Source organism: Pseudomonas sp. KCJK8993 (genome assembly GCF_046230915.1).
GTDB classification, from domain to species: Bacteria; Pseudomonadota; Gammaproteobacteria; order Pseudomonadales; family Pseudomonadaceae; genus Aquipseudomonas; species Aquipseudomonas piscis.
In genome coordinates, this window is record NZ_JBJJLO010000051.1 from 18489 (window position 1) to 40354 (window position 21866).

Consider the following 21866-nt stretch of genomic DNA (forward strand, 5'->3'; position numbering starts at 1 on the left):
ATTGCCTCGGTGAGGCAATGGGATGAATGCCCAGGTACATCGAACAGGATCAACGGTAAAGCAATCGCGATGCCCCGTCAGTTACCGCGCGGCTCTTGTAAGGGGGCACTCGTTGCGAACACCTGGGTGGCGGCCGCGATGTCCTGATCGCCGTAGCCCATCAATAGCGCACGCTGCGCGACCTGGCACACCGCGTCGAATACCGGCGTCCAGGCGCCTTGTGCATGCTGGGATTGGGCAATGTTGGCAAAGGCGCCCGCGTGCACATCGAGCCTCGCCTGATCGCCTGCAAAGTCCCCTGTTTCGAGCCGGCGTACCGCTTCCTCGAGTGCGTCGGCGATAAAAAAGCGCGACGTATCGAGCAGGCGTCGGGGCGTCGCCGTGTTGCACAGGCCAAATCGCTCGCTCGCAGCCACGGCCTCGAAAAACGTAACCATGGCGGCGAATGCATGTGCGTGAAGCACGGTTCCAAAGGCGAAGGCCTCTTCCCAGGGAAGGAAGCTTGCATGGCCGGCAAGTACTTCAAGCAGTGCCCGATGCTGTTCGAAGGCTTCACGTTCGCCAGTATGGATGCAGTGGCTTTCACGATGACCGACATTGCGTGGGTAGGCCACTATCGTCCCTTTGAGATAGTGACCGCCCGCCCGATTGATGAGTGCCTGAAGCTCCAGGCTCTCTTCTTCGGCGCTGGTGGTGTAGTCGACGATCGTGCGATTGGCGAGTGCACGCGTCACCCCCGCCATCCCCAGCACTTCAAGTGTTGCCTGGTTGTCCAGAAGCACGAAGACCGCAACCGGGCTGGCGTCGAGCGCGGCCTCGACAGAGTCGCAGAGGTGAGCGCCAGCGGCCACCAGCGCTGTGGCCTTGCCGGGTGATCGATTCCAAATCGCTACGCGTTTGCCCTGTTTGAGAAAGGCTTGCGCCATGATCGTTCCCATGGCGCCAAGTCCCACCACGGACACATCAAAGTCGAAGCTCGCTTCATTTTGCTCGTGCACAGTCAAACCCTCATGGTTGTTGTTTTACCTGCTCTGTGGGGTTGCCTGGACAGCCAGCGGGGTGGCTGTGCAGGCCTTGGTTCAAAGTAGGTTCTGTGACCGCGCCCAGTCCGTTGCGTCGCTCAAGGTCCGCTCGAATGCGCTGAAGATGGCGTCAATATCCTCCTCCGTGGTTATCAGCGGCGGGCAGAAGGCGACCGTGTCGTATATGGAGCGAATGATCAGCCCATGCTTGTGGGCTTGCTTGAAGATGTAGCTGCCCAGGATTCCCGGCTGGCTGAACGGTTGTTTCTGCGCTTTGTTCGCCACCAGCTCGATCCCGCCCACCAGCCCTACTCCGCGCACGTCGCCCACCAGGGGATGATCCTCGAAAGCCCGCAGCCGGCTCTGGAACACCGGAGCCAAACGCTGGACATGGCCAACCAGGTCACGCTCTTCAATGATGCTGATGTTTTCCAGGGCCACGGCCGTGGCGACGGGATGACCGCTGGTGGTCAAGCCATGCACGAACGCCCCCAGGCGATCGCTCTGGCTCACCAGAACCTCATTGATGGCATCGGACACCAGCAAGGCCGCCAGCGGCTGATAGGACGAGGTGAGCTGCTTGGAAAGCACCATGATATCGGGCTGGATATCGTAGAGCTGAGCACCGAACATCGTGCCCAGCCGGCCAAAGCCGGTGACGATCTCGTCGATCACCAGCAGGATGTCATAGCGCTTGCACACCGCCTGGATCGCCGCCCAGTAGCCCTTGGGAGGTGGCAGCACTCCGCCCGCGGCGATGAGCGGCTCGCCGATAAAGGCGGCGATGGTCTCCGGCCCCTCAGCCAGGATGTGCCGCTCCAGCTCGTGCGCCAGGCGCATCGAGAACGCCTCTTCGCTTTCCCCGGGCTTGGCCAGACGGTAATAGTTCGGGCAGGTCAGGTGGTGTACGGGAATCGCCGGAAGATCGAAGTCGCGATGAATCGACGGGATACCGGTCAGGCTCGCCGAAGCCACGGTGGTTCCGTGATAGGCCTGCTGGCGAGCGATGAATTTTTTCTTCGCGGGCCTGCCCAGTGCGTTGTTCAGGTACCAGACCACCTTCACCACCGAGTCGATGGCTTCGGAACCGGAATTGGTGAAGAACACATGGTTCAAGTCACCGGGGGCGAGTTCAGCCAGCTTGGCGGCCAGAGCCGCGGCGGGAGCATGGGTCTTGTGACTGAAGTTGTGGTAGTACGGCAGCTGTTTGAACTGCTCCATGGCCGCATCGACCAGGCGTTGTTCGCTGAACCCCAATGCCGTGCTCCAGAGGCCCGACATGGCTTCGATATAGGCATTGCCCTGGTCATCGATCACCCGTATGCCATCACCCTTGGCGATGACGACAGGCCCGACCTCGCGGTGCAGGGCCAAGTTGGTATAGGGATGGATAAGGAACGACAGATCGTTCTGCTTGGTTGAAGCGACACTTTTCATCAGCTGGTTTTCCTCCTGTGACGGGTTGCCGATCACTGGCCCCTTTGCAGCACGGGCATGCCCACGTGCTGCCCTGGCGTCCTGATCCATTTACTTGCCCAGCGCTGCCGCCACTGACTCGGCGAAGATCCTCAAGCCTTGTGCAAGCTGATCGGTGGGTGTGTTGATGGGAGGCATCAGCTTGATGATTTCTCCGTTCGGGCCGCAGCGATCCGCCAATAGGCCTGCCCGAAGCGCACGCTGCTGGGCATCCTTGCTGAGCGCAACATTGCCACGGCCGAAGTCGATGCCGGCCACCATGCCGCGGCAGCGTGCACCGACCACGCCCGGAATCTCGGCGATGTCGGCGACCGCTCGCGCCATGAGCGCAGTGTTCTCGGCGAGCAGTTTGAGGAATTGCTCGTCGTGCCAGTAGCCGAGCGCGATCTGGGCGGTGAGAAACGCCAGCTGGTTGCCGCGGAAGGTGCCGATGTGATCCCCCGGCTGCCACACATCCAGCGCGGAGCGAATCAGCACAATTGCCATTGGCAGCCCAAAGCCGCCGATGGATTTGGCACAGGTCACCAGGTCCGGCTGGATGCCGGAGCGCTCGAAACCGAAGAAGTCCCCGGTGCGCCCGCAGCCAGCCTGCACCTCATCACAGATCAGAATCACACCGTGCTCAGTGGTCCACTGGCGCAGTCGTTGCAGCCAACTGTCCGAGGCCGCATACACACCCGCCTGGATCTGTACCGACTCCACGATCACTGCCGCAGGCAGTTCCGAGCCGCTGCCCTGGTCATTGGCCAGGCGCTCGAGGAAACCGATGCTGTCGAACTCGCCGTATGGGCTGTCCTCGTAGGGAACGAAAATCACCTCGGAGGACAAACCGGCGCCGCGCCGAGTGCGGTTGCCGGTCACCGCCAGGGCCCCGGCGGTCATGCCATGGTAAGCACCATAGAAGGAGACGATCTTGGTCCGCCCGGTGGCCTTGCGTGCCAGCTTCAGCGCGGCCTCCACCGCGTCGGCGCCGGTGGGGCCGGTGAACTGGACCTTGTAGTCCCAGCCCCGCGGATCGAACAGGTCGCGCTTGATCGACTCCAGGAAGCGACGCTTCATGCTGGTGTGCAGGTCTAGGGCATGGGTCACCCCATTGGCCGACAGATAGTCGATCAGGGCATCGCGCATGCGCGGGTCGTTGTGGCCATAGTTGAGCGCCCCGGCGCCGGCGAAGAAGTCCAGATAATCACGGCCATCCTCGGCGTGGATCTTGCTGCCCTGGGCGGTATCAAACACCAGGGGCAGGTCACGGCAATACATCCGGACGTTGGATTCGAGTTTCTCAAAGGTCTCGATGTTGTTCATGCATAGCCTCTTGCAGTTATCCGGGCCCGGCCGGCAGGCGGCTTGCCCGGGGGATTCACGATGCCTTGTATCAGTGCTTGAACATCACATGCCGCACCACGGTGTAGTCTTCCAGGCCGTACATGGACAGATCCTTGCCGTACCCGGACAGCTTCACGCCGCCATGGGGCATCTCGCTGACCAGCATGAAGTGGGTGTTGACCCAGGTGCAGCCGTATTGCAGGCGAGCGGCCAGGCGGTGGGCCCGGCCTATGTCTGCGGTCCATACCGAAGACGCCAGGCCGTAGTCCGATTCATTGGCCCAGGCCAGCGCCTGGGCTTCGTCCTCGAATTCCGAAACCGTCACCACCGGGCCGAAGATTTCACGGCGCACCACCTCATCCTCCTGGGTCGCGCCAGCCAACACCGTGGGCTCGAAGAAGAACCCTGCACCTGCGGCGCGCCGGCCACCGGTCACCACTTCGATGTGCGGAAGTTCCAGGGCGCGTTTGACAAAACCCTCGACACGCTCCAGGTGCTCTTGAGTGATCAGCGGGCCCATCTCGGTGGTCGGGTCGTCCTGCAGCCCGGACTTGATGCTAGACACCGCCTCTCCGAGCTTGCGCACGAACTGTGGATACACGGCCTTCTGTACATAGATGCGACAAGCCGCGGTGCAGTCTTGCCCGGCGTTGTAGAAGCCGAAGGCGCGGATGCCCTCCACGGCGGCGTCGATGTCGGCGTCATCGAAGATCAGCACCGGGGCCTTGCCACCCAGCTCCATGTGCATACGCTTGACGCTGTCGGCAGTGCTTTCGATGATCCGGCTGCCGGTGCTGACCGAGCCGGTCAGGGACACCATGCGCACCTGCGGGTGGCCGGTCAGCGGCTCGCCCACCGAAGCACCGCGTCCGTGAAGGATATTGACGACGCCAGCGGGGAAGATTTCGGCCAGCAGCTCTCCCAGTTTCAAGCTGGTCAGCGGGGTCTGCTCCGATGGCTTGAGCACCACGGTGTTCCCGGCTGCCAGCGCCGGGCCGAGCTTCCAGGCCGCCATCATCAACGGGTAGTTCCACGGCGCGATGGAGGCCACCACGCCCACCGGATCGCGACGGATCATCGAGGTGTGGCCCGGCAGGTACTCGCCCGCCGCCGAACCCTGCAGGCAGCGAACCGCACCGGCGAAGAAGCGGAACACGTCGGAGACGGCCGGAAGCTCGTCTTGCAGCACCGCATTGAACGGCTTGCCGCAGTTGTCCGACTCCAGGCGCGCGAATTCCTGCGCCTGGGCATCGATGCGGTCGGCCAGCTTGAGCATCAATGCCGCGCGCTCTTTGGGCGGTGTTTGCGACCAGCCGGCAAAAGCGGCGCTGGCGCTCTGCACCGCCGCATCGACCTGGGCGCGACTGGCCTCGCGGGTCTGCACCAGCACCTGGCCCAGGGAGGGGTTGTACACGGCCAGGCTTTCGCCCTCTCCGGCCACCAGAGCGCCATTGATCAGAAGTTTGGTTTGCATATCAATTCTCACTGTTGAACGGCAAGGCCAGTGCCTGGCCTTGGGTCTATTGATGGTGCGTTCGATGGCAGCGCAGCCGACGATTCCGCAACTGCGCCAGCCGCCAGTTCTCTAGGCCAGGGCATCCGGTACGGGGGTGCGGAAAAAGCTCGTGCGGCACGCCAGGTAAACCACGCCCACGCCAAGCCAGATGCTCCCCATGATCAGTGCGTCCTTATCCAGACTGACCAGCATCCAGCCTGCGGTGATCGCCCCGATGACCGGCAAGATCACACCGCGCAGGAGTCCGGCGCCGTCTTTGACTGCTGCATTGAAGGTCAGCCGCAGGGCGCACAGGTTGACCGCGGTGAAAGCGACGAAGGCCCCGAAGTTCACCAAGGAAGTGGCGGTGGCAATCGTCAGGGCAAAACCTACAGTGCCGAAAGCGCCGGACAGCAGGATGTTGAACGTCGGCGTCCGGTAGCGCGGGTGCAACACGCCGAAGAACTTGCGCGGTAGCTGGTTGTCCCGGCCGAGGGCGTACAGCAGTCGCCCCACACTGGCCTGGAACGACAACCCCGCGGCGAAGTGGGCGATGATGATGCCCGCCAATACCACCGCGAAGAACAGATCCCCGCCGATCATCCGGGCGATCTCGAACGCCGCGCCGTCCACGTTGGCAAACTCCATGGCGGGATGGGCCAGGTACATGAAGTACGAGGAACCGACGTACAGCACGCCGCCGCTCAAGGCGACCAGCAGAATCGCCCGCGGAATCGTCCGGCTCGGGTCCCTGGTCTCCTCGCTCAAGGTGGACAGCGCGTCGAAGCCCAGAAACGAGTAGGCGGCAATCGCGGCACCGCCCATGGTCGTGGCAAACGGCACGTCCTGATTGAAGAACGGCTTGGCCGACAGCAGCCCGCCAGGGCCATTGGCGGCGACGATGTAGTGCCAGCAAAGGCCGATGAATACGGCAATGATCGCCAGCTGGATCACCATCAACAGAATGTTGAAGCGGTTGGCCACCTGGATGCCCAACACATTCAGCACCGTGCTGGAGACAATGAACCCGGTAATCCATACCCACTGCGGCACATCAGCAAAGGCCATGCTGAGATAACTGGCCCCCAGCAACCAGATCAGCATCGGAATGAAGAAGTAGTCGAGCAAGGCGACCCAGCCCACCATAAAGCCAAGATTGGGATTCAACATCTTGCGGGTATAGGTGTAGGCCGAGCCGGCAGCCGGGAACACCTTGACCAGGCGCCCGTAGCTCAACGCAGTGACAATCACGCCAATCGAGGCAATGGCATAAGACAGGGCCGTGGTGTTGCCGCTGGCTTGGGAAATCACGCCATAGGTTCCAAAGACGATCAATGGAGCCAGGAACGCCAGACCGAAGAGCAAAACGGAAAACGGGCCCAGGGTGCGCTTCAACGAGGCGCCGGAGTGTGCTTCGTTCATGATCGACACTCCTCAACCGGCAAATTGGTAAGCGGCGATGATGATTGCGTGATAGGTCTCCACGCTCATCTCCTTGGCGTTGCTGGCATCCGAAAAATTCTTCTTCGACTTGTCGGCGATCGTCAGGAAGTCTTCTTCACGCACCCCTTTCACCTCGGCAAAGCGAGGAATGCCCAGGGCCTTGCTCATCTGGAACAGGTAGTCGACAGCCGCCTGGGCGGCATTGGTGGGCGAGAGACTGGGGTCGATGCCCAGCGCGTAGGCGACCTGGGCATGGCGCAGAATGTCCGCATCCAGATTGTGGCCGAAGACAAAGGGCAGGAAGATCGCATTGCCCACGCCGTGCGGCGTGTCGTACATGCCGCCAATAGCCTCGGAGATGCAGTGCACGCTGCCCACGTCGGCATTGCCGAATGCCATGCCGGCGATCAGGCTCGCCACCAGCATCTGCTCACGGGCCTCCAGGTTAGAGGGTTCCTGGACTGCCGGCTTGAGGTACTGGCTGATCAAGCGAATGGCATGCAGGGCCAGGCCGTCGCTGATCGGATTGGACACGCGACAGGTGTAGGCTTCGATGGCATGGGTCAAGGCGTCCATACCGGTCGCGGCGGCTATCGACGCAGGAAGCGTGGCGGTGATGTGCGAGTCGAGCAGGGCCAGCACCGGGCCGATCCGGTAGTCCAGCAGGTTCATCTTGAAGTGGCGCGCAGTATCGGTGATCACCGAGAAGCACGTCACCTCGCTACCGGTGCCCGCGGTGGTAGGGATCGCCACGATGGGCAGTACCCCGTGCTTGAGCTTGAAAGAGCCCTCGTAGTCTTCGATCCGACCTTCGTGGGTCAGCAGCACGCTCAGGGCCTTGGCGGCGTCCATCGCACTGCCCCCGCCAACGGCCAGGAGGCCATCGATACCTTTGCCCCGGTAGGCCTCTGCGGTGTGATTGATGTCGTCGCTGCGAGGGTTGGCCTTGATGTCGGCGATCTCATCGAAGTCGATGCCCGACCTGTTCAGGCTGGCATAGACGCTGGTCAACAGCCCTGCGGCCTTGACCCCGGCATCCGTCACGATCAGCACGCGCTGCAGACCGAGTTCATCCAGATGCTCGCCGGTGCGCTCACGCAGGCCGGGTTCCACGACCACTTTGGTGGGGAGTAGGAATTGGAATTTCATACAGACCTCTTGCCGGTTAGGTTCAGTTTTTGTCGTTTTTAACGGTTCTCGGCAGCAACAACGGGTGGGCTATACGGCTAGCCCGAATCCCTGCGCGGGTAGCGCTGGGTCACTTCCTGTGTTTTTTGTCCGCTAGACCAGGCCGGGCATGAGCTGCGCGGATTGCCAGAAGCCATCCGCTTGCGCCTGTGCAACAGCTGGAACATCAGTCAACTCGGACAACGTGCTTGTTGTTATTCAATGTGCAGGGGTTGCAGGTCGATCAGGGTTTGGTGTTGGCGGCGCTGGCCTCCTGTTGGGCCTGCTCGCGGAGGACGAATTTCTGGATCTTGCCGGTGGCCGTCTTGGGCAGCGCCATCAGCGACACATGCCGGGGGGCCTTGAAGTGCGCCAGATGCTCGCGGCACCAGCGGATCAGGTCGTCGCCACTGGTGCTGGCCAGGGCGTCTACGCGCAGGGTGACGAACGCCTGCGGGGTTTCGCCCCAGCGCGCATCGGGGCGCGCCACCACGGCGGCCTCGACCACCGCGGGGTGCAGGTAGAGCACTTCTTCGATTTCCAGCGAGCTGATGTTCTCGCCGCCGGAAATGATGATGTCCTTGGCCCGGTCCTTGATTTCCACGTAGCCGTCCGGGTGCAGCACGGCCAGGTCGCCGGTGTGCAGCCAGCCGTCGGCCAGTGCGCTGCGCGTGGCCTCCGGGTTATGCAGGTAGCCCTTCATCACGGTGTTGCCACGCACCACCAGCTCGCCCAGGGTGGCGCCATCGGCCGGGACCGCACGGCCCGTGTCCAGGTCCAGCACGCTGGCCTCCTCGAGCATCGGGTGGGCCACGCCCTGGCGACTCATGAAGCGGGCGCGGGCTTCCAGGGGCAGCTCGTCGATGCCCGGTTGCCACAGGCACAGGGTGCTGGGGCCGTAGCTTTCAGTCATGCCATAGGCATGGGTGATGCTGAAGCCGCGGGCCTCCATGGCGGCGATCACCGCGCTGGGCGGCGCGGCACCACCGGTGATCACCGACACGCTCGCCGCCTTGGTCGCCGTGCCGCCATGCTCGGCGTGGATCAGCATCGACATCACCACCGGTGCCGCGCTCAGGTGGGTCACCGCATGCTCGGCGATGGCCTCGTGGATCGCTTCCGCTTGCACCTTGCGCAGGCACACATGGGTGCCACCGGACAGGGTCACCGCCCAGGTGTGGCTCCAGCCATTGCAGTGGAACATCGGCAAGGTCCACAGGTAGACGCTGCGTGGGCCGAGCTGGAAGATCAGCGCCCCGGCACAGGCATTGAGGTAGGCCCCGCGGTGGTGCAGGACCACGCCCTTGGGATCGCCTGTGGTGCCGGAGGTGTAGTTGATGGCGATCGATTGCCACTCGTTCTGCGGCGCACTCAGCGGCCGACCGGGGTCGCCCTGGGCCAGGAACGCTTCATAGTCCAGGTCGTGGGCCAGGTCGGCCGATTCGGCCTGATCATCGTCGATCCCCACCAGCAATGGCGGCGACTCGAGCATGGCCAGTGCCTGGTGGACCACCGCGCCGAACTCGCGATCGCAGATCAGCACCTTGGCCGCGCAATGGCGCAGGATGAAGGCGATGCTGCGCGCCTCCAGGCGAATATTGATGCACACCAGCACGGCCCCGGCGCCCGGCACGCCATAGTGCGCCTCGAGCATCTCGGGAATGTTCGGCGCCAGGATCGCCACCCGCTCTCCCGGCTGCACCCCCACCTGCTCCAGGGCACTGGCCAGGGCGCGGCTGCGCTGGTGCAACTGGCGGTAGCTGTAGCGCCGCGCACCGTAGACCACCGCATCGCGCTGCGGGTACACCTGCGCGGCACGCTTGAGGAACGACAGCGGCGACAGCGGCACATGGTTGGCTTGGTTGGGGGCAAGTTCGTGCTCGAAGGTCGAGGTCATCATGACTGCCACTCCATCGAGACATTGCCCAGGCATCGCACACACATATACACCTCCTGACCGTTGCGGGTTCTTGTTGTCCTGGCGCCCGGGCGCCTCACAGGCTGCTGCACAGGTGGCCAGCGTCGACCACGATCTCGGCGCCGCTCATGCCGCGGCCGGCATCGCTGGCGAGCAGCAGCAAGGCACCGTCCAGGTCTTGCGGCTGGCTGAAGCGCCGGCCGGGAATGCGCGAGCGCAGCTTGTCCCCGGCCTCGCTGGCGAGGAACGCTTGGTTCAAATCGGTGATCACGTAGCCCGGCGCCAGGGCGTTCACGCGGATGCCGTGACGCGCCAGTTCCAGCGCCATGGCGCGAGTCAAATGGGCCAGGCCGGCCTTGGCCGCAAGGTAAGGCGCAACGGCGCCCGCCACCCGGCTGGCGAGGATCGAGGTGACATTGATCAGGCTGCCGCCCTGCCCCGCGGCGATCATCCGCCGGGCGCTTTCCTGGGCCACGATCCAGGCGCCCTTGAGGTTGGTGTCGAGCACCCGGTCCCAGTCTTGATCGTTGCAGTCCAGCAAGGGCTGGCTATCACTCACCCCGGCGTTGTTCACCAGCACATCCAGCGGGCCGGCAGCGTCCAGCACCCGGCAGACATAATCGCGGCAGGTCACATCGAGGGCAAAGGCACGGGCGCTGCCGCCGGCTACCTCGATCTCCTCCACCAGGGTCTGCAGCGGCTGCAGGCGCCTGGCGGTCACCAGCACTTCGGCGCCGGCGGCGGCCAGGGTCATCGCAAAGTGACGGCCAAGGCCGCTGGAGGCCCCGGTCACCAGGGCTCGGCGCCCATCAAGGGCGAACATTCGGGCAAGCAGCGGCTGCATCAGTGGGCTCCCAGGCGCTGGTCGAGGATTTTCTTCGCCAGGCTCATGCGGTGCACTTCGCTCGGGCCGTCGTAGATACGGAACGGGCGAATGTCGCGGAAGATGCGTTCCACCACGGTCTCACCGGTCACACCACGCCCGCCCAGCACCTGCACGCAACGATCCACCACTCGCCACAGCGCCTCGGCGCTGATCACCTTGGCCATGCTCGAATCCACATTGGCCCGCTGCCCCTGATCGAGCACCCAGGCGCAATGCCACACCGCCAGGCGTACCAGGTGCAGGTCCATCTGGTTGTCGGCCAGCATGAAACCCACGCCCTGGTGCTCGCCCAACGGCTTGCCGAAGGCGTCGCGAGTGCGCGCATAGTCGCAGGCAATATCGTGGGCGCGGCGCGCGGCCCCAAGCCAGCGCATGCAGTGCGTCAGGCGTGCCGGCGCCAGGCGCACCTGGGCATAGCGGAAGCCTTTGCCGATTTCCCCCAGCACATCGCTCGCCGGAACCCGCAGGTTGTCGAAGCGCAACTGCCCGTGGCCACCGGTGAAGCAACTGTCCAGGGAGTCCAGTTGCCGCTCGTGGATGATCCCGTCGCGCTGCATGTCGGACAGGAACATGGTTGCCGTGCCGTCCTCCATGCGCGCCATGATGATGGCGAACCCGGCGCCCTCGGCCCCGGTAATCAGCCATTTGTGGCCATTGATCAGGTAGTCGTCGCCATCGCGGGTGGCGGTGGTACGCAGCATCGAGGGATCGGAGCCTGAGCCCGGGGCCGGTTCGGTCATGGCGAAACAGGAGCGCACATGCCCCTGGACCAGTGGCCGCAGCCAGCGGTCCTTCTGTGCTTCGGTCGCCACCACGTCCATCAGGTGGATGTTGCCCTCATCCGGGGCGTGGATGTTCAGGGCCACCGGGCCCAGTGGGGAATACCCGGCTTCTTCGAAGACAATCGCCTTGGCCACATGACTCAGGCCCAACCCGCCCATTTCGCGGCTGGCGTGGGGGGTCAGCAGGCCGGCGACCCGGGCGTGGGCCAGCAGCTCCTGGCGCAGGGCGTCGCTGGGACCGTGGCCATCCTGACGGCAGTCGTTCTCGAACGGAATAACCTGTTCAGCGATGAAATCGCGGGTTTTGGCCTGCAATGCAAGCAGCTCGTCCGGCAGGGTGAAATTCATGTCTGTCCTTCTTTCTTCAGTCGGTCCGGGGAAAGGGTACGGGCGGCGCTCAGGGCACGGCCTTGGGGTTGCTGATCGCCAGGCGGGCGACGGTCACTTGGCGTAGCGCCTTGACCAGGGCGAGCTGCTGCTGCCTTGCATCGTGGCGGCCCTGGCGAATCTCTTGGGCAAGTTGCCGCCGGGTCTCGGGCAATGACGGCCCGGCCCCCTCGGTCAGGGCCCCCAGCAGTTCTTGTTCTTGGCTGCAGACCCGGGCTTGCAGGCGACTTTCGCGGGCCGCAATGGCCATGGCATTGGCGATCATCAGCGCCGGGTAGCGCAGTTCAGCGGACAGCGCAGGCAGCAGTTGCTCGAGCAAGGTCTGGCGTGCGATCTCCAGAAGTTCATGAGCGTTCGGCTGGGTCATGGCGCTTCTCCGCCGGTCAGGTTGAGGATGTCGAGCTCCAGCTCCGGCAACAGGCGCGCGGTCAGCGCCAGTTCGAGGGACGGTTCTTCGCCGGACAGGTGGCGCTGCCCCTGCTGCAGAGCGATCACTGCCCAGCGCAGGGTCGCCATGACTTGCCAGTAATGCAGTTGGCTGCGCTCGATGCGCAATGGCGAGACCTCATGGTACCCGTGCAGGAAATCCTCCAGCAGGCCGATACCGCCCGCCTCGAGGTCCGGACGGGTGAAACGCCAGCAGCGGGCGGTGAACCAGCCAAGGTCCTCGCAAGGATCGCCCCAGCCGCTGAATTCCCAGTCGAGCACCGCTTCCAGCCCCTGCTCGCTGGCCAGGTAGTTGCCCGTGCGGTAATCGCGATGCAGCAGGCACAGACCGTTGCTGGATGGCGCGTGCAGTTCACACCAGCGCAGGCCCCACTCCAGTACTGGGTAAGCTTCGGCCAGGGTGTCGAGGTAGCGGCGATAGGCACTGATGGTATTCAGGGCCGGTGCACGGTCCGGCACGGGCAGGAAATCCAGCGCTGCGCACGGCGGGCGGATTTGATGCAGGCGCGCCAGGTTGGCCCCCAGTTGCGCCGCCAGCCGCGCCTGGCCGCGGGCGCCGGCCCCTGCGCTGAGCAGGCGCCCTGCAGCCACCCCCGAAACGAACTCCATGAGGAAGAACACCCGTCCGTGAACACTCGGGTCACGGCACAGCCAGAGCGGCCGCGGTACTTTTCCCCCGGCCTGGTGGACCACCTGCAACACGGCAAATTCCTGTTCGCGATCGAGGCTCGCCGGCAGCGCGGAAAGCGCATCGCTGCGCAGTACCCAGTGTCGGGTACCAGCCCATGGGCCGCCTTCGATCTGCAGTTCGAGCAGCCAGTTTTCCTGGATCGCGCCACCGCTCAGGCGCTTGCGGGCATCGATGACCACTCGCGTGGCGGCGGCATGCTCGCGGATGAAGTCGACCAGGCGCTGATCGTCGGTCGGGCTTGCGGGCGCGTTGCCAGTGGTGGGTCTCATAGGGGAACTGCTCATGGATCGATGGTCCCTGCCTTCAGTTTTGAATTAGCAGGTCAGCAGGAGCAATGCCTGTGCCAACTCTTCGCTGATCGCCCGCAAGCCACGCCAATCCTGGCGTCTGCTGTCTCAGTGAGAAGCGATGCAACAGCGCCGCGTTTCATACTTGAAAGAAATACTGCACTATCGAGGCATTTCATTTATGAACAGGTCTAGTCATGCACTCCCCCGCCTCCCAGGTCGTCGTGCTCATCAGCCACCTGCAACGTCCCCGGCAACGCAGCCGCCTTGCCCTGGTGGTGGCCGGGCTCGCCGCGGACTACCCCCACACCCATATCGAAGTGCTCGACACCTCGGTGTCCGAAGCGTTGCAGACCGCCCGCGAGCTGGAACAGCGCGGTGACGCCGACGTGTTCGTCTGCGCCGGCGCCACCGCTGCCTACCTGCGCAAGCACCTAGCACGACCGGTGCTGTCCATGCAGGTGGGCGGCGCTGACCTGCTGCGTGCGCTGGGGCACGCCCGGGAGCACTCCTCGCAAGTGGCCTTGCTCAGCTACAGCAGCATCAATCACGACCTACAGGCGATGAATGCACTGTTCACCGTGCCGGTTCACCAGGCCGCCTACAACTCCCTGGAAGAAGCCCGCCAGGCAGTCGAACAGGCCGCCCGGCTGGGCTATCTCAGCATAATAGGGTCGTCGACGGTGGTGGAGCTGGCGGAACAGGCAGGGCTGTATGGGGTGCTGTCGCTCAGTGAGGACACAGTACGCAAGGCGCTCGAGGAGGCCCTGGGCATCCTCGATAGCCAGCGCGTAGAGATCGCCAAGCGCCGCCATTTGAACGCCGTGCTGCAACACATTCCCACTGGCGTGGCGGCGGTCGATAACCAGGGCCTGGTGCAATCCCTGAATCCGGCCCTGGCGCACCTGCTGGAGCTGCCAGCCAGTGCAGCCCTGGGCCGGCCACTGCAGCAGCTGTGCCCGGAGCTGGACTTGCAACAGGCATTGCTGGATGGCAGCGGCGAAGAAAACCGGGTGATCCGTCTCGGCTCCCATGCGGTGGTTAGCAATTTGCTGCCGATCCTCGAAAACGGCGAGCGTACTGGCCTGGTCTTGACCTGCCAGGACATCACCGCCGTACAGCGGGCGGACCAGCGCATCCGCTCCACCCGCCGCCCGGGTGCATTCACCGCCCGCTACCGGCTTGAGCAACTCAGCGGCAACAGCCGCTCCAGCCGCGAACTGCTGCAGATGGCCAAGCGTTTCGCCGCCAGCCACTCGACCATCCTGATCACCGGCGAAAGCGGCACCGGCAAGGAGTTGTTGGCCCAGGGCATCCATAACGAGAGCCCTCGCCAGCAGGGGCCTTTCGTCGGCATCAACTGCGCGGCGTTTCCCGAGTCGCTATTGGAAAGCGAACTGTTCGGCTACGAGGAAGGCGCCTTCAGCGGCTCGCGCAAGGGCGGCAAGCCCGGACTGCTCGAAACGGCCCACCGCGGCACGCTGTTTCTCGATGAAATCGGCGATATGCCCGTATCGTTGCAAACCCGCCTACTGCGAGTGCTGCAGGAGCGAGAGGTGCTGCGCCTGGGTGGCACCGAGCCGACTTCCATCGATGTACGGATCATCGCAGCAACTCACCAGGACCTGCACGCCGCCATGAATGATGGAGATTTTCGCAGCGACCTGTATTACCGGCTTAACATCCTACGGCTGCAGACCACCCCGCTGCGCGAGCGACCAGAGGATATTGCCCTGATCTGCCGGGGCATTAGCCAGCGCCTGCTGGTCCAGGGCCAGCCGCCGGGGGCAGCTGAGATACCGACCGCCCTGCTGCCGTACCTGACCCGCTATGCCTGGCCAGGCAACGTCCGGGAACTGGAGAACGTGATCGAGAGGGCGATGCTCTCGGCCCGCGAACTGCTAAGCGAGCAGGGGCTGGATGAGTATTACCTGATCCGCGTGCTGCCCGAACTGTGCGAAGGCTCCCCTCTGCCACAGGTACGGAAAAAGTCGCCACGGGATACGGATCTGCACCGCGTTGGAAAGGCCGCGCAATTACGTCACGTACAAGAGACGCTTGAAAGCTGTCAGGGCAACCTCGACGAAGCGGCACATCGCCTGGGCATCAGCCGGACCACATTGTGGCGCCGACTGCGCTCCGAGCGTTGAATACATAATAAGCATACACAAGGCAGCCCTTTTACTCCGCACTCTTCAACTGTATCGCGCTGAAACAGCAGTGCACGCGAGCAGCAGCTTCGCCAAATGCTTGTCAGCGCCGCTCGGATCTTTGCGTTGCTTAAGTTGTTCCAGCCTACCCATTGCTACGGCATTTTTTGATTGTCACTTCCCCAACCTTCGGCATGGCCGATCGCCAGGTTTTCTCGGTTTCTCTTGGTATTGATCGCCAATGCCAAGCGCTCGGAAAATGCGGTCCGACCCAGCAGATCATCTTGCTGTGGCGTGATCGGTCGGTTATCGACGAACTGTAAATTGTCGTTCGTCGTTGACTGCCTCCCTGCATAGCCTGCTCAACCTACACGAAGTAACGTACCCGCAACGAGCCTATCAAGGGTGCTGACGCCGTTTGTTGTACAGGGTTTCCGCAGCAGCACTAATTGCGCCTTCTGATTCTCCGCGCAAGCACAGTGTGTCAAGGCAGTTTCGCTGCGTTTCTGCCGGCTTATCTTGGTCCAGTCGATCTTGCAGCGCGTAGAACTGATCGCCAGCCTGCACTGCAGCGAGGCGTGCCTGGTCCAGTTGGTCAGATAGCATCAGCGTTTGTGCCAAGTAGGCCTTTACTCTCGTCCCGGGCCTTATCAATCTCACGATACATCCTTTCTTCGAAATCTGGGTGTAGCGCTGTTGCTCGCTACGCACATGCTCGGACTGTGCAAGGCTTCCCTGCCACTGCTGACGAACCTAGATAAATTGTGCATGCGCCTCGTCACGTTACGCCGGCAGACCGCAGCGCTGCCTGCACAGGTCGTCGATTTGCACCTGATATTGAGTCAGCAAGTGTTCCAGATTGGCCAGGCGGGCATCCAGTGCGCCTAGCGCCGCCTCACGCTCTTATGTCAGTACTTGGCGCTGACCGGCTAACGCCTGCTCCGTGACGCTCTGGGCCAGGGTGACGGCCTGCTGCTAGATGGTCAAAAAGGCCTGCGCCACCTCCCTCGGCAGATCGGGCAGCCGTGTCTCACCACGCAAGCGCCCGGCCAACTGTTGCCATCATTGATCCAGCAACGCACCAACCCGCGCCGGACTACCCCGTCCGAGCTGCAAGTGCACCCGCTCCACCGTCGACCGCTCGCCGCGAGCCAATACAGCATCCGCGGGGGCAAACACGTCAGTTCCGGCACCCTACTGCCATGGCCCGTCTCCAGCTATATTAGATCTGATAAGCAAAGGTTATCCGAATCTATTGCAACGTTGAGCAAGAAGACATTGACAGAACCGATACCGATGCCCTCCTCCTCGCCTTTAGTGCTGGCGGAACTGGCCGCCAGCACTCGTGCTGCCGCAGACGCATTCATCGCCGCCGGTACTGCGGCCAACACCGTGCGCAGCTATCAGAGCGCCCTAGCCTATTGGTCCGCCTGGCTGCAACTGCGTTACCGGCGCGCACTCGGTGATGGCGCCTTGCCGCCGGAGGTGGCGGTGCAGTTCATTGTCGACCACCTTGCCCGACCCGACGGCGCGGGTGGCTGGAGCCACCTGCTGCCAGCGAACCTTGATGCCGCGCTGGTCGCCGCTGGCGCCAAGGGAAAACCAGGCCCGTTAGCGTTCAGCACGGTCAGCCACCGCCTGGCCGTCCTGGCCAAGTGGCATCACCTGCAACAATGGGAAAACCCGGCAGAAAGTCAGGTCGTGAAAACCCTGTTGCGTGAAGCCCGTAAGGCCCAGGCTCGCCACGGCGTCTCGGTTCGCAAGAAAACCGCTGTGGTGTTGGAACCGCTGCAGGCGATGCTCGCTACCTGTACCGATGGTATTCGCGGCCTCCGGGACCGTGCTCTGTTGCTGTTGGCGTGGAGTGGCGGCGGACGCAGACGCTCAGAAGTGGTTGGCCTGCAGGTTCAGGACCTCCGTCGCTTGGACTCAGACACCTGGCTGTATACGTTGGGGGCGACGAAGACCGACACGGGCGGCGAGCGGCGGGAAAAGCCCTTGCAAGGGCCTGCGGCCCACGCGCTGCAGGTGTGGCTGGAGGCGGCCCCTGCGCAGACCGGCCCTTTGTTCCGTCGGCTGTACAGAGGCGGTCGGGTGGCCAGCACTGGACTGTCAGGCGATCAGGTGGCGCGTATCGTCAAGCGTCGGGCGCAATTGGCCGGGCTTGAAGGGGATTGGGCAGCGCACAGCCTGCGCTCGGGCTTTGTCACCGAGGCCGGACGTCAAGGAGTGCCCTTGGGAGAGGTGATGGCGATGACTGAGCACCGCAGTATCACTACGGTGATGGGCTATTTTCAAGCCGGGTCGCTATTGGGCAGCCGTGCCGGCCAGTTGCTATCGATGGAGACGTCCAATGAGCGCGCCAAATAATCCTTAGCCTGCAGCGGAACTACCCTAGCGCACAGACACGCCAGCGCCGGACTTTGAATGGTCGGGTCGCTCCACTCAGTGGATGACCAGCACGGTTTGGAGCGCCCCACTCCACTAATCATCCTCGATGTAACTATCGCATCAGCCTCCGGTACGCTAAGTCGAAGTTTAAAAAAGCCATCCAGCAGAGACCGCTTGAAGCGGTTCTAGCCCAATTTATAGCAAACTATATCCTTTGAAATCAGCAACCCCGTGCGTATGACGATCTAGAAACAAATCGGATAAAGTTTATTTAAGCACGATCTATCAACCCTAAAGGCCTTCCATCGAATACCCCTTCACGCTTGTAGCGATCCTCCTGCAACTGTAGATGCCGATCTAACACAGGAAACCTTGAGCGCGGCACATAGCCAAGATAATCATGTAATACACCGTATCCAATTCTATCCAACTGAGGAAATGCTGCAGCCTGAAGTAGGTTTCTTGGCAGTATGGAATTAACATTCATTACTTCATAGGATTGAACAAACTCTAAAAATCTAGATTCGGGAATGATCCCGAGTAGCGTACTGGCAATTACCATTCCGCCGATTCTGCTAGAGGAATCCGCAGTCGCTGCGCCCACAGAGAAACTTTCCAACAAGGAGTTTGGCGCGGCAAATTGAATCCCACGCCTAGCCTGGAAATGTATCCTGGCGGAGCCACCGTGGGTTCCTTTAAAAGGTGCTTGTAGTAATATGCAGGTTAGCCTGCTCAATAGGCTACTCAAGTCGTAATGATCTTCTGCTGTCCCATTTTCTGCAGCCTTGGCGATCCTGCTCAACGTGCTAGCTCGTAGGCGAGCAAAGAAGATATCAGCGCTGGAGATACGATTTGCATTACTCTTACAATGTTGAACAAAAGCATCCCACGCTTTTGAGTAGCGCAATGGAGCAACGAGGCTGTCCAACTGCTTGCGATGGACGAAACAGTCGGATGCAAACTCATAACACCAACTCTTTCTCCAGATTGGCAAGCGACCCTCAGATACATCTTGGCGCAAACATTCAACGCAAAATAAGCGGCGAAAGTTCCACTCTACAAAACGCTTCCCTTGCGGGCCGAAAACTATTTCTAATATCAGGGAGTTCGTTTCATATCCTGCCTCTCGCAGTTTTTTTTCGGCAGTGACAAAGTCAATGTCGGCATCAGCGGTCTTCAATTCAATCCCCACCCACCAAGCTTCTGGACGGCCCTCCAATCTGAGTCGTTTGCCTACCCTAGAACGTCTATTGACAGAGCATCGAAAAAGCCAAGAAGTAAGAGTCTCATCAAAGACTGGCTTTGGCAGGCCTTTAAATTTCACTTCTAGTAACCCCAAGGGCTCATTGCTGCGCGCTTAAGTAAATCCTCATTGATTTGCTCAACTTCCATTTTTATTGCATAGCACGCGGCGCCCCGTATCACATCCAATGTTTTATCCATTCGCCCATTCGCCAAAAACAATAAAAGTCTCACCATTTTCTCAGAGTAAAGATTCGACGGCCGCTTTAAAGGGAGTGATTCCTCAATCTCAAATAAAAATGATCGAAATGCTTCACTCTCAACCCAGTCAGAAAGTTCGACTTCATGAAACCTTCTTTTAAATTCTTCGTTCGACCTTAACGCATTTCTAGCAATCACCGTTCCAAAGCAAAACAACTTTAAACCATACTCTGAGCCTACTAACTTTTTCAAAATGGACATGCTTGTCCTCTGTTCCTGTTTAGGGCGAAGTAGCACGTCATGAAATTCATCAATAACCACACCCCAGACCCCCCTCAATTTGATCACTTCGCGCATCTCGTTAGGGATATCTGTCCCGCTTTGTGGTCTCGCGCTTGAACTAGGAGGAAGCTCGAGAGCCATAGCTAACGCCGACCTCAAGGTCTTCTTGATATTAATCTCCGGAGATTCCGCCATAGATATAAATAACAGCTTTTCACTGTTCTTTACATGCTTGTAAATTTGCGAAATTATTGCTGTTTTCCCTGAACCACCCGGGCCTACTACCAATAAGGCAGGAGCAGTCATCCTTGCGGGAACATCGGCTATATTATTCATCATGCGAAACACAGCCTCGCTGGAATTATTATCTACCCACAGCTCTTTATATATGGCCGCAATCCTTTCCTCATAAGTGGCGGATAAAAGGTACTGCAGGTCAGCCCTGACATGATCTGAGCACATGCTAATTCTCCGGCGTGAATCTTCTGGGTCGCACTGAATAATCAGGCGGAGGATTCTTGTCATCAACTTTCCTTTCCTGAGTAGTTGTCTCCTCAGAAAGGTATGACTCACGATAAATTTGTTCGGCTGCTAAACGGCGGCGTTCCTGCCTTGTCAGCCTTGCGCTCTCTTTCTCAATTTTTTGCTTTTCTCTATAGGCTTTTCTTCCTGCATCACTATCAATAGCGCCTGCCCGAATAGGTTTTCGATAGAGTTTACTAGCCCTATACTCTTCGTACGTTAATGCTTGAATCGTAAGGTCCGACAAGCGTATAGGACAAAATTCACCATTTAGCTTTACCCAGACTTCATTAAGGTTGAATGGATCATATTTAACTACTGCATGCTGCGCACCAACGAAAGGAGCAAGGATAGGGTCCCAATACTTATACCCATGAAGGCTTATACCGTCAGGACGAATTTTCCTAAGCTCTTCAGGCATAAAATAAAGTTTTAGTCTGTCTAGTTGATCAACTTTTGGTGGGTATGGTACGCCTCCGCCAGGCGCATAGAAATTGTTCCATGCTTGCCTCGGGCTTTCACCAAGTTCGGAGTGAACTGTCGAGTGGTAAACAACAACCTCTCGCGCAAACCATCTAACGAATTCGGAGAAAGTCATAGTTGCGTTCTTTTCACTATCAACCCCCCTGCGCGCAACAGCGTTAGACATGGTTGTACCTTTGAGCAGATGCACTTTAGTTGTCATGAAAGTTCCAATAAGACGCTCAATATGCCCCCCATAATGCTTACGCCCTATTGGCCTGTACTCAGGATGGATGCCGAAAGACGTGCACCCAGACTTCAGCTTTGGCGAAGTAAACTCTGAAGCGTTATCCATATGCAATACTTCAGGAACACCGTAAAAAAAATAATCAGCCGGATCCAGGCCCAACTTTATTGCAAACTCTTTTTTTGGCAAGATACTGTGACTTAATGCGCATGCAACAGACACAGAGGATGGAGTATGGAGGCTCAAATAGTAGCCGAGGATAACTCTAGTTTTCAAATCGACAATGGCAGTCCACCAAGGGCGCCCTATTATGTTCACACGATCATCGGCCAGCAATATAACATCTACTAACGTATGATCCATCTGAACCCATTGCAGGGGCCTTGAAATAAACTTCTTCCCAGGTCGACTTGAGTACTTTTGCGATGCAGCATCTTTACCCCTTTTTAGCTTAAATTGCTCCTTCTCTGACACTAAAATTTTTACGCGCCGAAGCACGGTATCTTTACATGGAGAGATTAGGTTTTTTTCTTTGCAGGTAGTGTCAACCTCAACCCATACCTTACTAAAGCTCGCGAAACCATTTTTGAATATTCTTTTGGTAGCATCGGAGATAATCGTCTCCATATCTTCAGTTAGGCGCGTTATCCCTTTCTTTCTGCCTCTCCGCCTAAGAGCCATGCTTAACGGCCCCAGATTCTCATCATAAAGCTTAGCCAATCGGAAAAAATAACTTCTTGATAACCCTAGCGCTTTACCACCCTCAGCGGTGGTTAACTCTCCCCTTCGCCACTTCTGTATCACATCGTAGCGCTCAGCAAAAACCAGCAACTGCTCCGATGTATAATCATTCGCGTCGCGACTTACGTTATTATCATAATTTTCCTTTCTAATTCGCTCAATATCACAGCCTGCCACCATTAATGCGGCACCAGTGGAAACGATCTGCACTCTTATATTTTTTTCGCTAAATACTTGCTGTATCTTAGCAAGCTTGCCTTTAGCGACTACAAGCTCGCCCTCAATCAGATCATTAGTCAAG

At 60.2% G+C, this 21866-nt stretch carries 16 protein-coding genes and 1 pseudogene; 2 read left to right on the plus strand and 15 right to left on the minus strand.

Annotation, left to right across the window (positions count from 1 at the left end):
* Positions 1-77: 77 nt before the first annotated feature.
* The 11 genes from ACK6AU_RS17415 to ACK6AU_RS17465 all read right to left on the minus strand — a co-directional run bounded on the left by ACK6AU_RS17415 (position 78) and on the right by ACK6AU_RS17465 (position 13324).
* Complete coding sequence (locus ACK6AU_RS17415; protein WP_409300276.1) at positions 78-998, minus strand: NAD(P)-dependent oxidoreductase; 921 nt, start codon at positions 996-998, stop codon at positions 78-80.
* Between the two features lie 81 nt (positions 999-1079).
* Positions 1080-2459, minus strand: a complete 1380-nt coding sequence (locus ACK6AU_RS17420) for an aspartate aminotransferase family protein (protein ID WP_409300278.1) — start codon at positions 2457-2459, stop codon at positions 1080-1082.
* 90 nt (positions 2460-2549) lie between these two features.
* Positions 2550-3803 carry an aspartate aminotransferase family protein gene (locus tag ACK6AU_RS17425; RefSeq protein ID WP_409300280.1) on the minus strand — a complete coding sequence of 418 codons (1254 nt, stop codon included), beginning with the start codon at positions 3801-3803 and terminating at the stop codon, positions 2550-2552.
* A gap of 70 nt (positions 3804-3873) precedes the next feature.
* Positions 3874-5298 carry a gamma-aminobutyraldehyde dehydrogenase gene (locus tag ACK6AU_RS17430; protein ID WP_409300282.1) on the minus strand — a complete coding sequence of 475 codons (1425 nt, stop codon included), beginning with the start codon at positions 5296-5298 and terminating at the stop codon, positions 3874-3876.
* A 111-nt stretch (positions 5299-5409) separates the two neighbouring features.
* Positions 5410-6741 carry an APC family permease gene (locus ACK6AU_RS17435; protein WP_409300284.1) on the minus strand — a complete coding sequence of 444 codons (1332 nt, stop codon included), beginning with the start codon at positions 6739-6741 and terminating at the stop codon, positions 5410-5412.
* 12 nt (positions 6742-6753) lie between these two features.
* Positions 6754-7911: an iron-containing alcohol dehydrogenase gene (locus tag ACK6AU_RS17440; protein ID WP_085597658.1), complete on the minus strand. Its 1158-nt coding sequence runs from the start codon at positions 7909-7911 to the stop codon at positions 6754-6756.
* A 262-nt stretch (positions 7912-8173) separates the two neighbouring features.
* Positions 8174-9829: a long-chain-fatty-acid--CoA ligase gene (locus tag ACK6AU_RS17445; RefSeq protein ID WP_085597657.1), complete on the minus strand. Its 1656-nt coding sequence runs from the start codon at positions 9827-9829 to the stop codon at positions 8174-8176.
* A 94-nt stretch (positions 9830-9923) separates the two neighbouring features.
* Positions 9924-10691 carry an SDR family NAD(P)-dependent oxidoreductase gene (locus ACK6AU_RS17450; RefSeq protein WP_085597656.1) on the minus strand — a complete coding sequence of 256 codons (768 nt, stop codon included), beginning with the start codon at positions 10689-10691 and terminating at the stop codon, positions 9924-9926.
* Positions 10691-11863: an acyl-CoA dehydrogenase family protein gene (locus ACK6AU_RS17455; protein WP_085597655.1), complete on the minus strand. Its 1173-nt coding sequence runs from the start codon at positions 11861-11863 to the stop codon at positions 10691-10693. Before ACK6AU_RS17455 ends, ACK6AU_RS17450 begins: the two co-directional genes overlap by 1 nt.
* Before the next feature lie 49 nt (positions 11864-11912).
* Complete coding sequence (locus tag ACK6AU_RS17460) at positions 11913-12269, minus strand: DUF6285 domain-containing protein (protein ID WP_085597654.1); 357 nt, start codon at positions 12267-12269, stop codon at positions 11913-11915.
* Positions 12266-13324: a phosphotransferase family protein gene (locus ACK6AU_RS17465; protein WP_085597653.1), complete on the minus strand. Its 1059-nt coding sequence runs from the start codon at positions 13322-13324 to the stop codon at positions 12266-12268. Before ACK6AU_RS17465 ends, ACK6AU_RS17460 begins: the two co-directional genes overlap by 4 nt.
* A 200-nt stretch (positions 13325-13524) precedes the next feature.
* Between ACK6AU_RS17465 and ACK6AU_RS17470 the strand changes: the two genes are divergently transcribed.
* Complete coding sequence (locus tag ACK6AU_RS17470; RefSeq protein ID WP_085597652.1) at positions 13525-15477, plus strand: sigma-54-dependent Fis family transcriptional regulator; 1953 nt, start codon at positions 13525-13527, stop codon at positions 15475-15477.
* Positions 15478-16278: 801 nt separating this feature from the next.
* On the opposite strand, the pseudogene ACK6AU_RS17475 reads toward ACK6AU_RS17470, so the two are convergent.
* A pseudogene (locus ACK6AU_RS17475) lies at positions 16279-16656 on the minus strand (DNA-binding protein); the annotation flags it as partial.
* Positions 16657-16773: 117 nt separating this feature from the next.
* On the opposite strand from ACK6AU_RS17475, the gene ACK6AU_RS17480 reads away from it, so the two are divergent.
* Positions 16774-17847, plus strand: a complete 1074-nt coding sequence (locus ACK6AU_RS17480; RefSeq protein ID WP_103326310.1) for a site-specific integrase — start codon at positions 16774-16776, stop codon at positions 17845-17847.
* A gap of 292 nt (positions 17848-18139) precedes the next feature.
* On the opposite strand, the gene ACK6AU_RS17485 is transcribed toward ACK6AU_RS17480, so the two are convergent.
* The 3 genes from ACK6AU_RS17485 to ACK6AU_RS17495 all read right to left on the minus strand — a co-directional run.
* Entirely contained in the window at positions 18140-19192 is a 1053-nt protein-coding gene (locus ACK6AU_RS17485; protein WP_346780108.1) for a TniQ family protein, read from the minus strand.
* A gap of 2 nt (positions 19193-19194) precedes the next feature.
* Positions 19195-20055 (minus strand): TniB family NTP-binding protein, encoded by an 861-nt coding sequence (locus ACK6AU_RS17490; RefSeq protein ID WP_241110055.1) that lies wholly within the window; start codon positions 20053-20055, stop codon positions 19195-19197.
* Between the two features lies 1 nt (position 20056).
* Positions 20057-21866: Mu transposase C-terminal domain-containing protein (locus ACK6AU_RS17495; protein WP_409300289.1), on the minus strand; the 1810-nt coding region annotated here is incomplete at its 5' end.

Coding starts and splice junctions, on each gene's coding strand:
- ACK6AU_RS17420 (WP_409300278.1), bottom strand. CDS start 2,459: ATGAAAAGTGTCGCTTCAACCAAGCAGAACGATCTGTCGTTCCTTATC.
- ACK6AU_RS17425 (WP_409300280.1), bottom strand. CDS start 3,803: ATGAACAACATCGAGACCTTTGAGAAACTCGAATCCAACGTCCGGATG.
- ACK6AU_RS17430 (WP_409300282.1), bottom strand. CDS start 5,298: ATGCAAACCAAACTTCTGATCAATGGCGCTCTGGTGGCCGGAGAGGGC.
- ACK6AU_RS17435 (WP_409300284.1), bottom strand. CDS start 6,741: ATGAACGAAGCACACTCCGGCGCCTCGTTGAAGCGCACCCTGGGCCCG.
- ACK6AU_RS17440 (WP_085597658.1), bottom strand. CDS start 7,911: ATGAAATTCCAATTCCTACTCCCCACCAAAGTGGTCGTGGAACCCGGC.
- ACK6AU_RS17445 (WP_085597657.1), bottom strand. CDS start 9,829: ATGATGACCTCGACCTTCGAGCACGAACTTGCCCCCAACCAAGCCAAC.
- ACK6AU_RS17450 (WP_085597656.1), bottom strand. CDS start 10,691: ATGCAGCCGCTGCTTGCCCGAATGTTCGCCCTTGATGGGCGCCGAGCC.
- ACK6AU_RS17455 (WP_085597655.1), bottom strand. CDS start 11,863: ATGAATTTCACCCTGCCGGACGAGCTGCTTGCATTGCAGGCCAAAACC.
- ACK6AU_RS17460 (WP_085597654.1), bottom strand. CDS start 12,269: ATGACCCAGCCGAACGCTCATGAACTTCTGGAGATCGCACGCCAGACC.
- ACK6AU_RS17465 (WP_085597653.1), bottom strand. CDS start 13,324: ATGAGCAGTTCCCCTATGAGACCCACCACTGGCAACGCGCCCGCAAGC.
- ACK6AU_RS17470 (WP_085597652.1), top strand. CDS start 13,525: ATGCACTCCCCCGCCTCCCAGGTCGTCGTGCTCATCAGCCACCTGCAA.
- ACK6AU_RS17480 (WP_103326310.1), top strand. CDS start 16,774: ATGCCCTCCTCCTCGCCTTTAGTGCTGGCGGAACTGGCCGCCAGCACT.
- ACK6AU_RS17490 (WP_241110055.1), bottom strand. CDS start 20,055: ATGTGCTCAGATCATGTCAGGGCTGACCTGCAGTACCTTTTATCCGCC.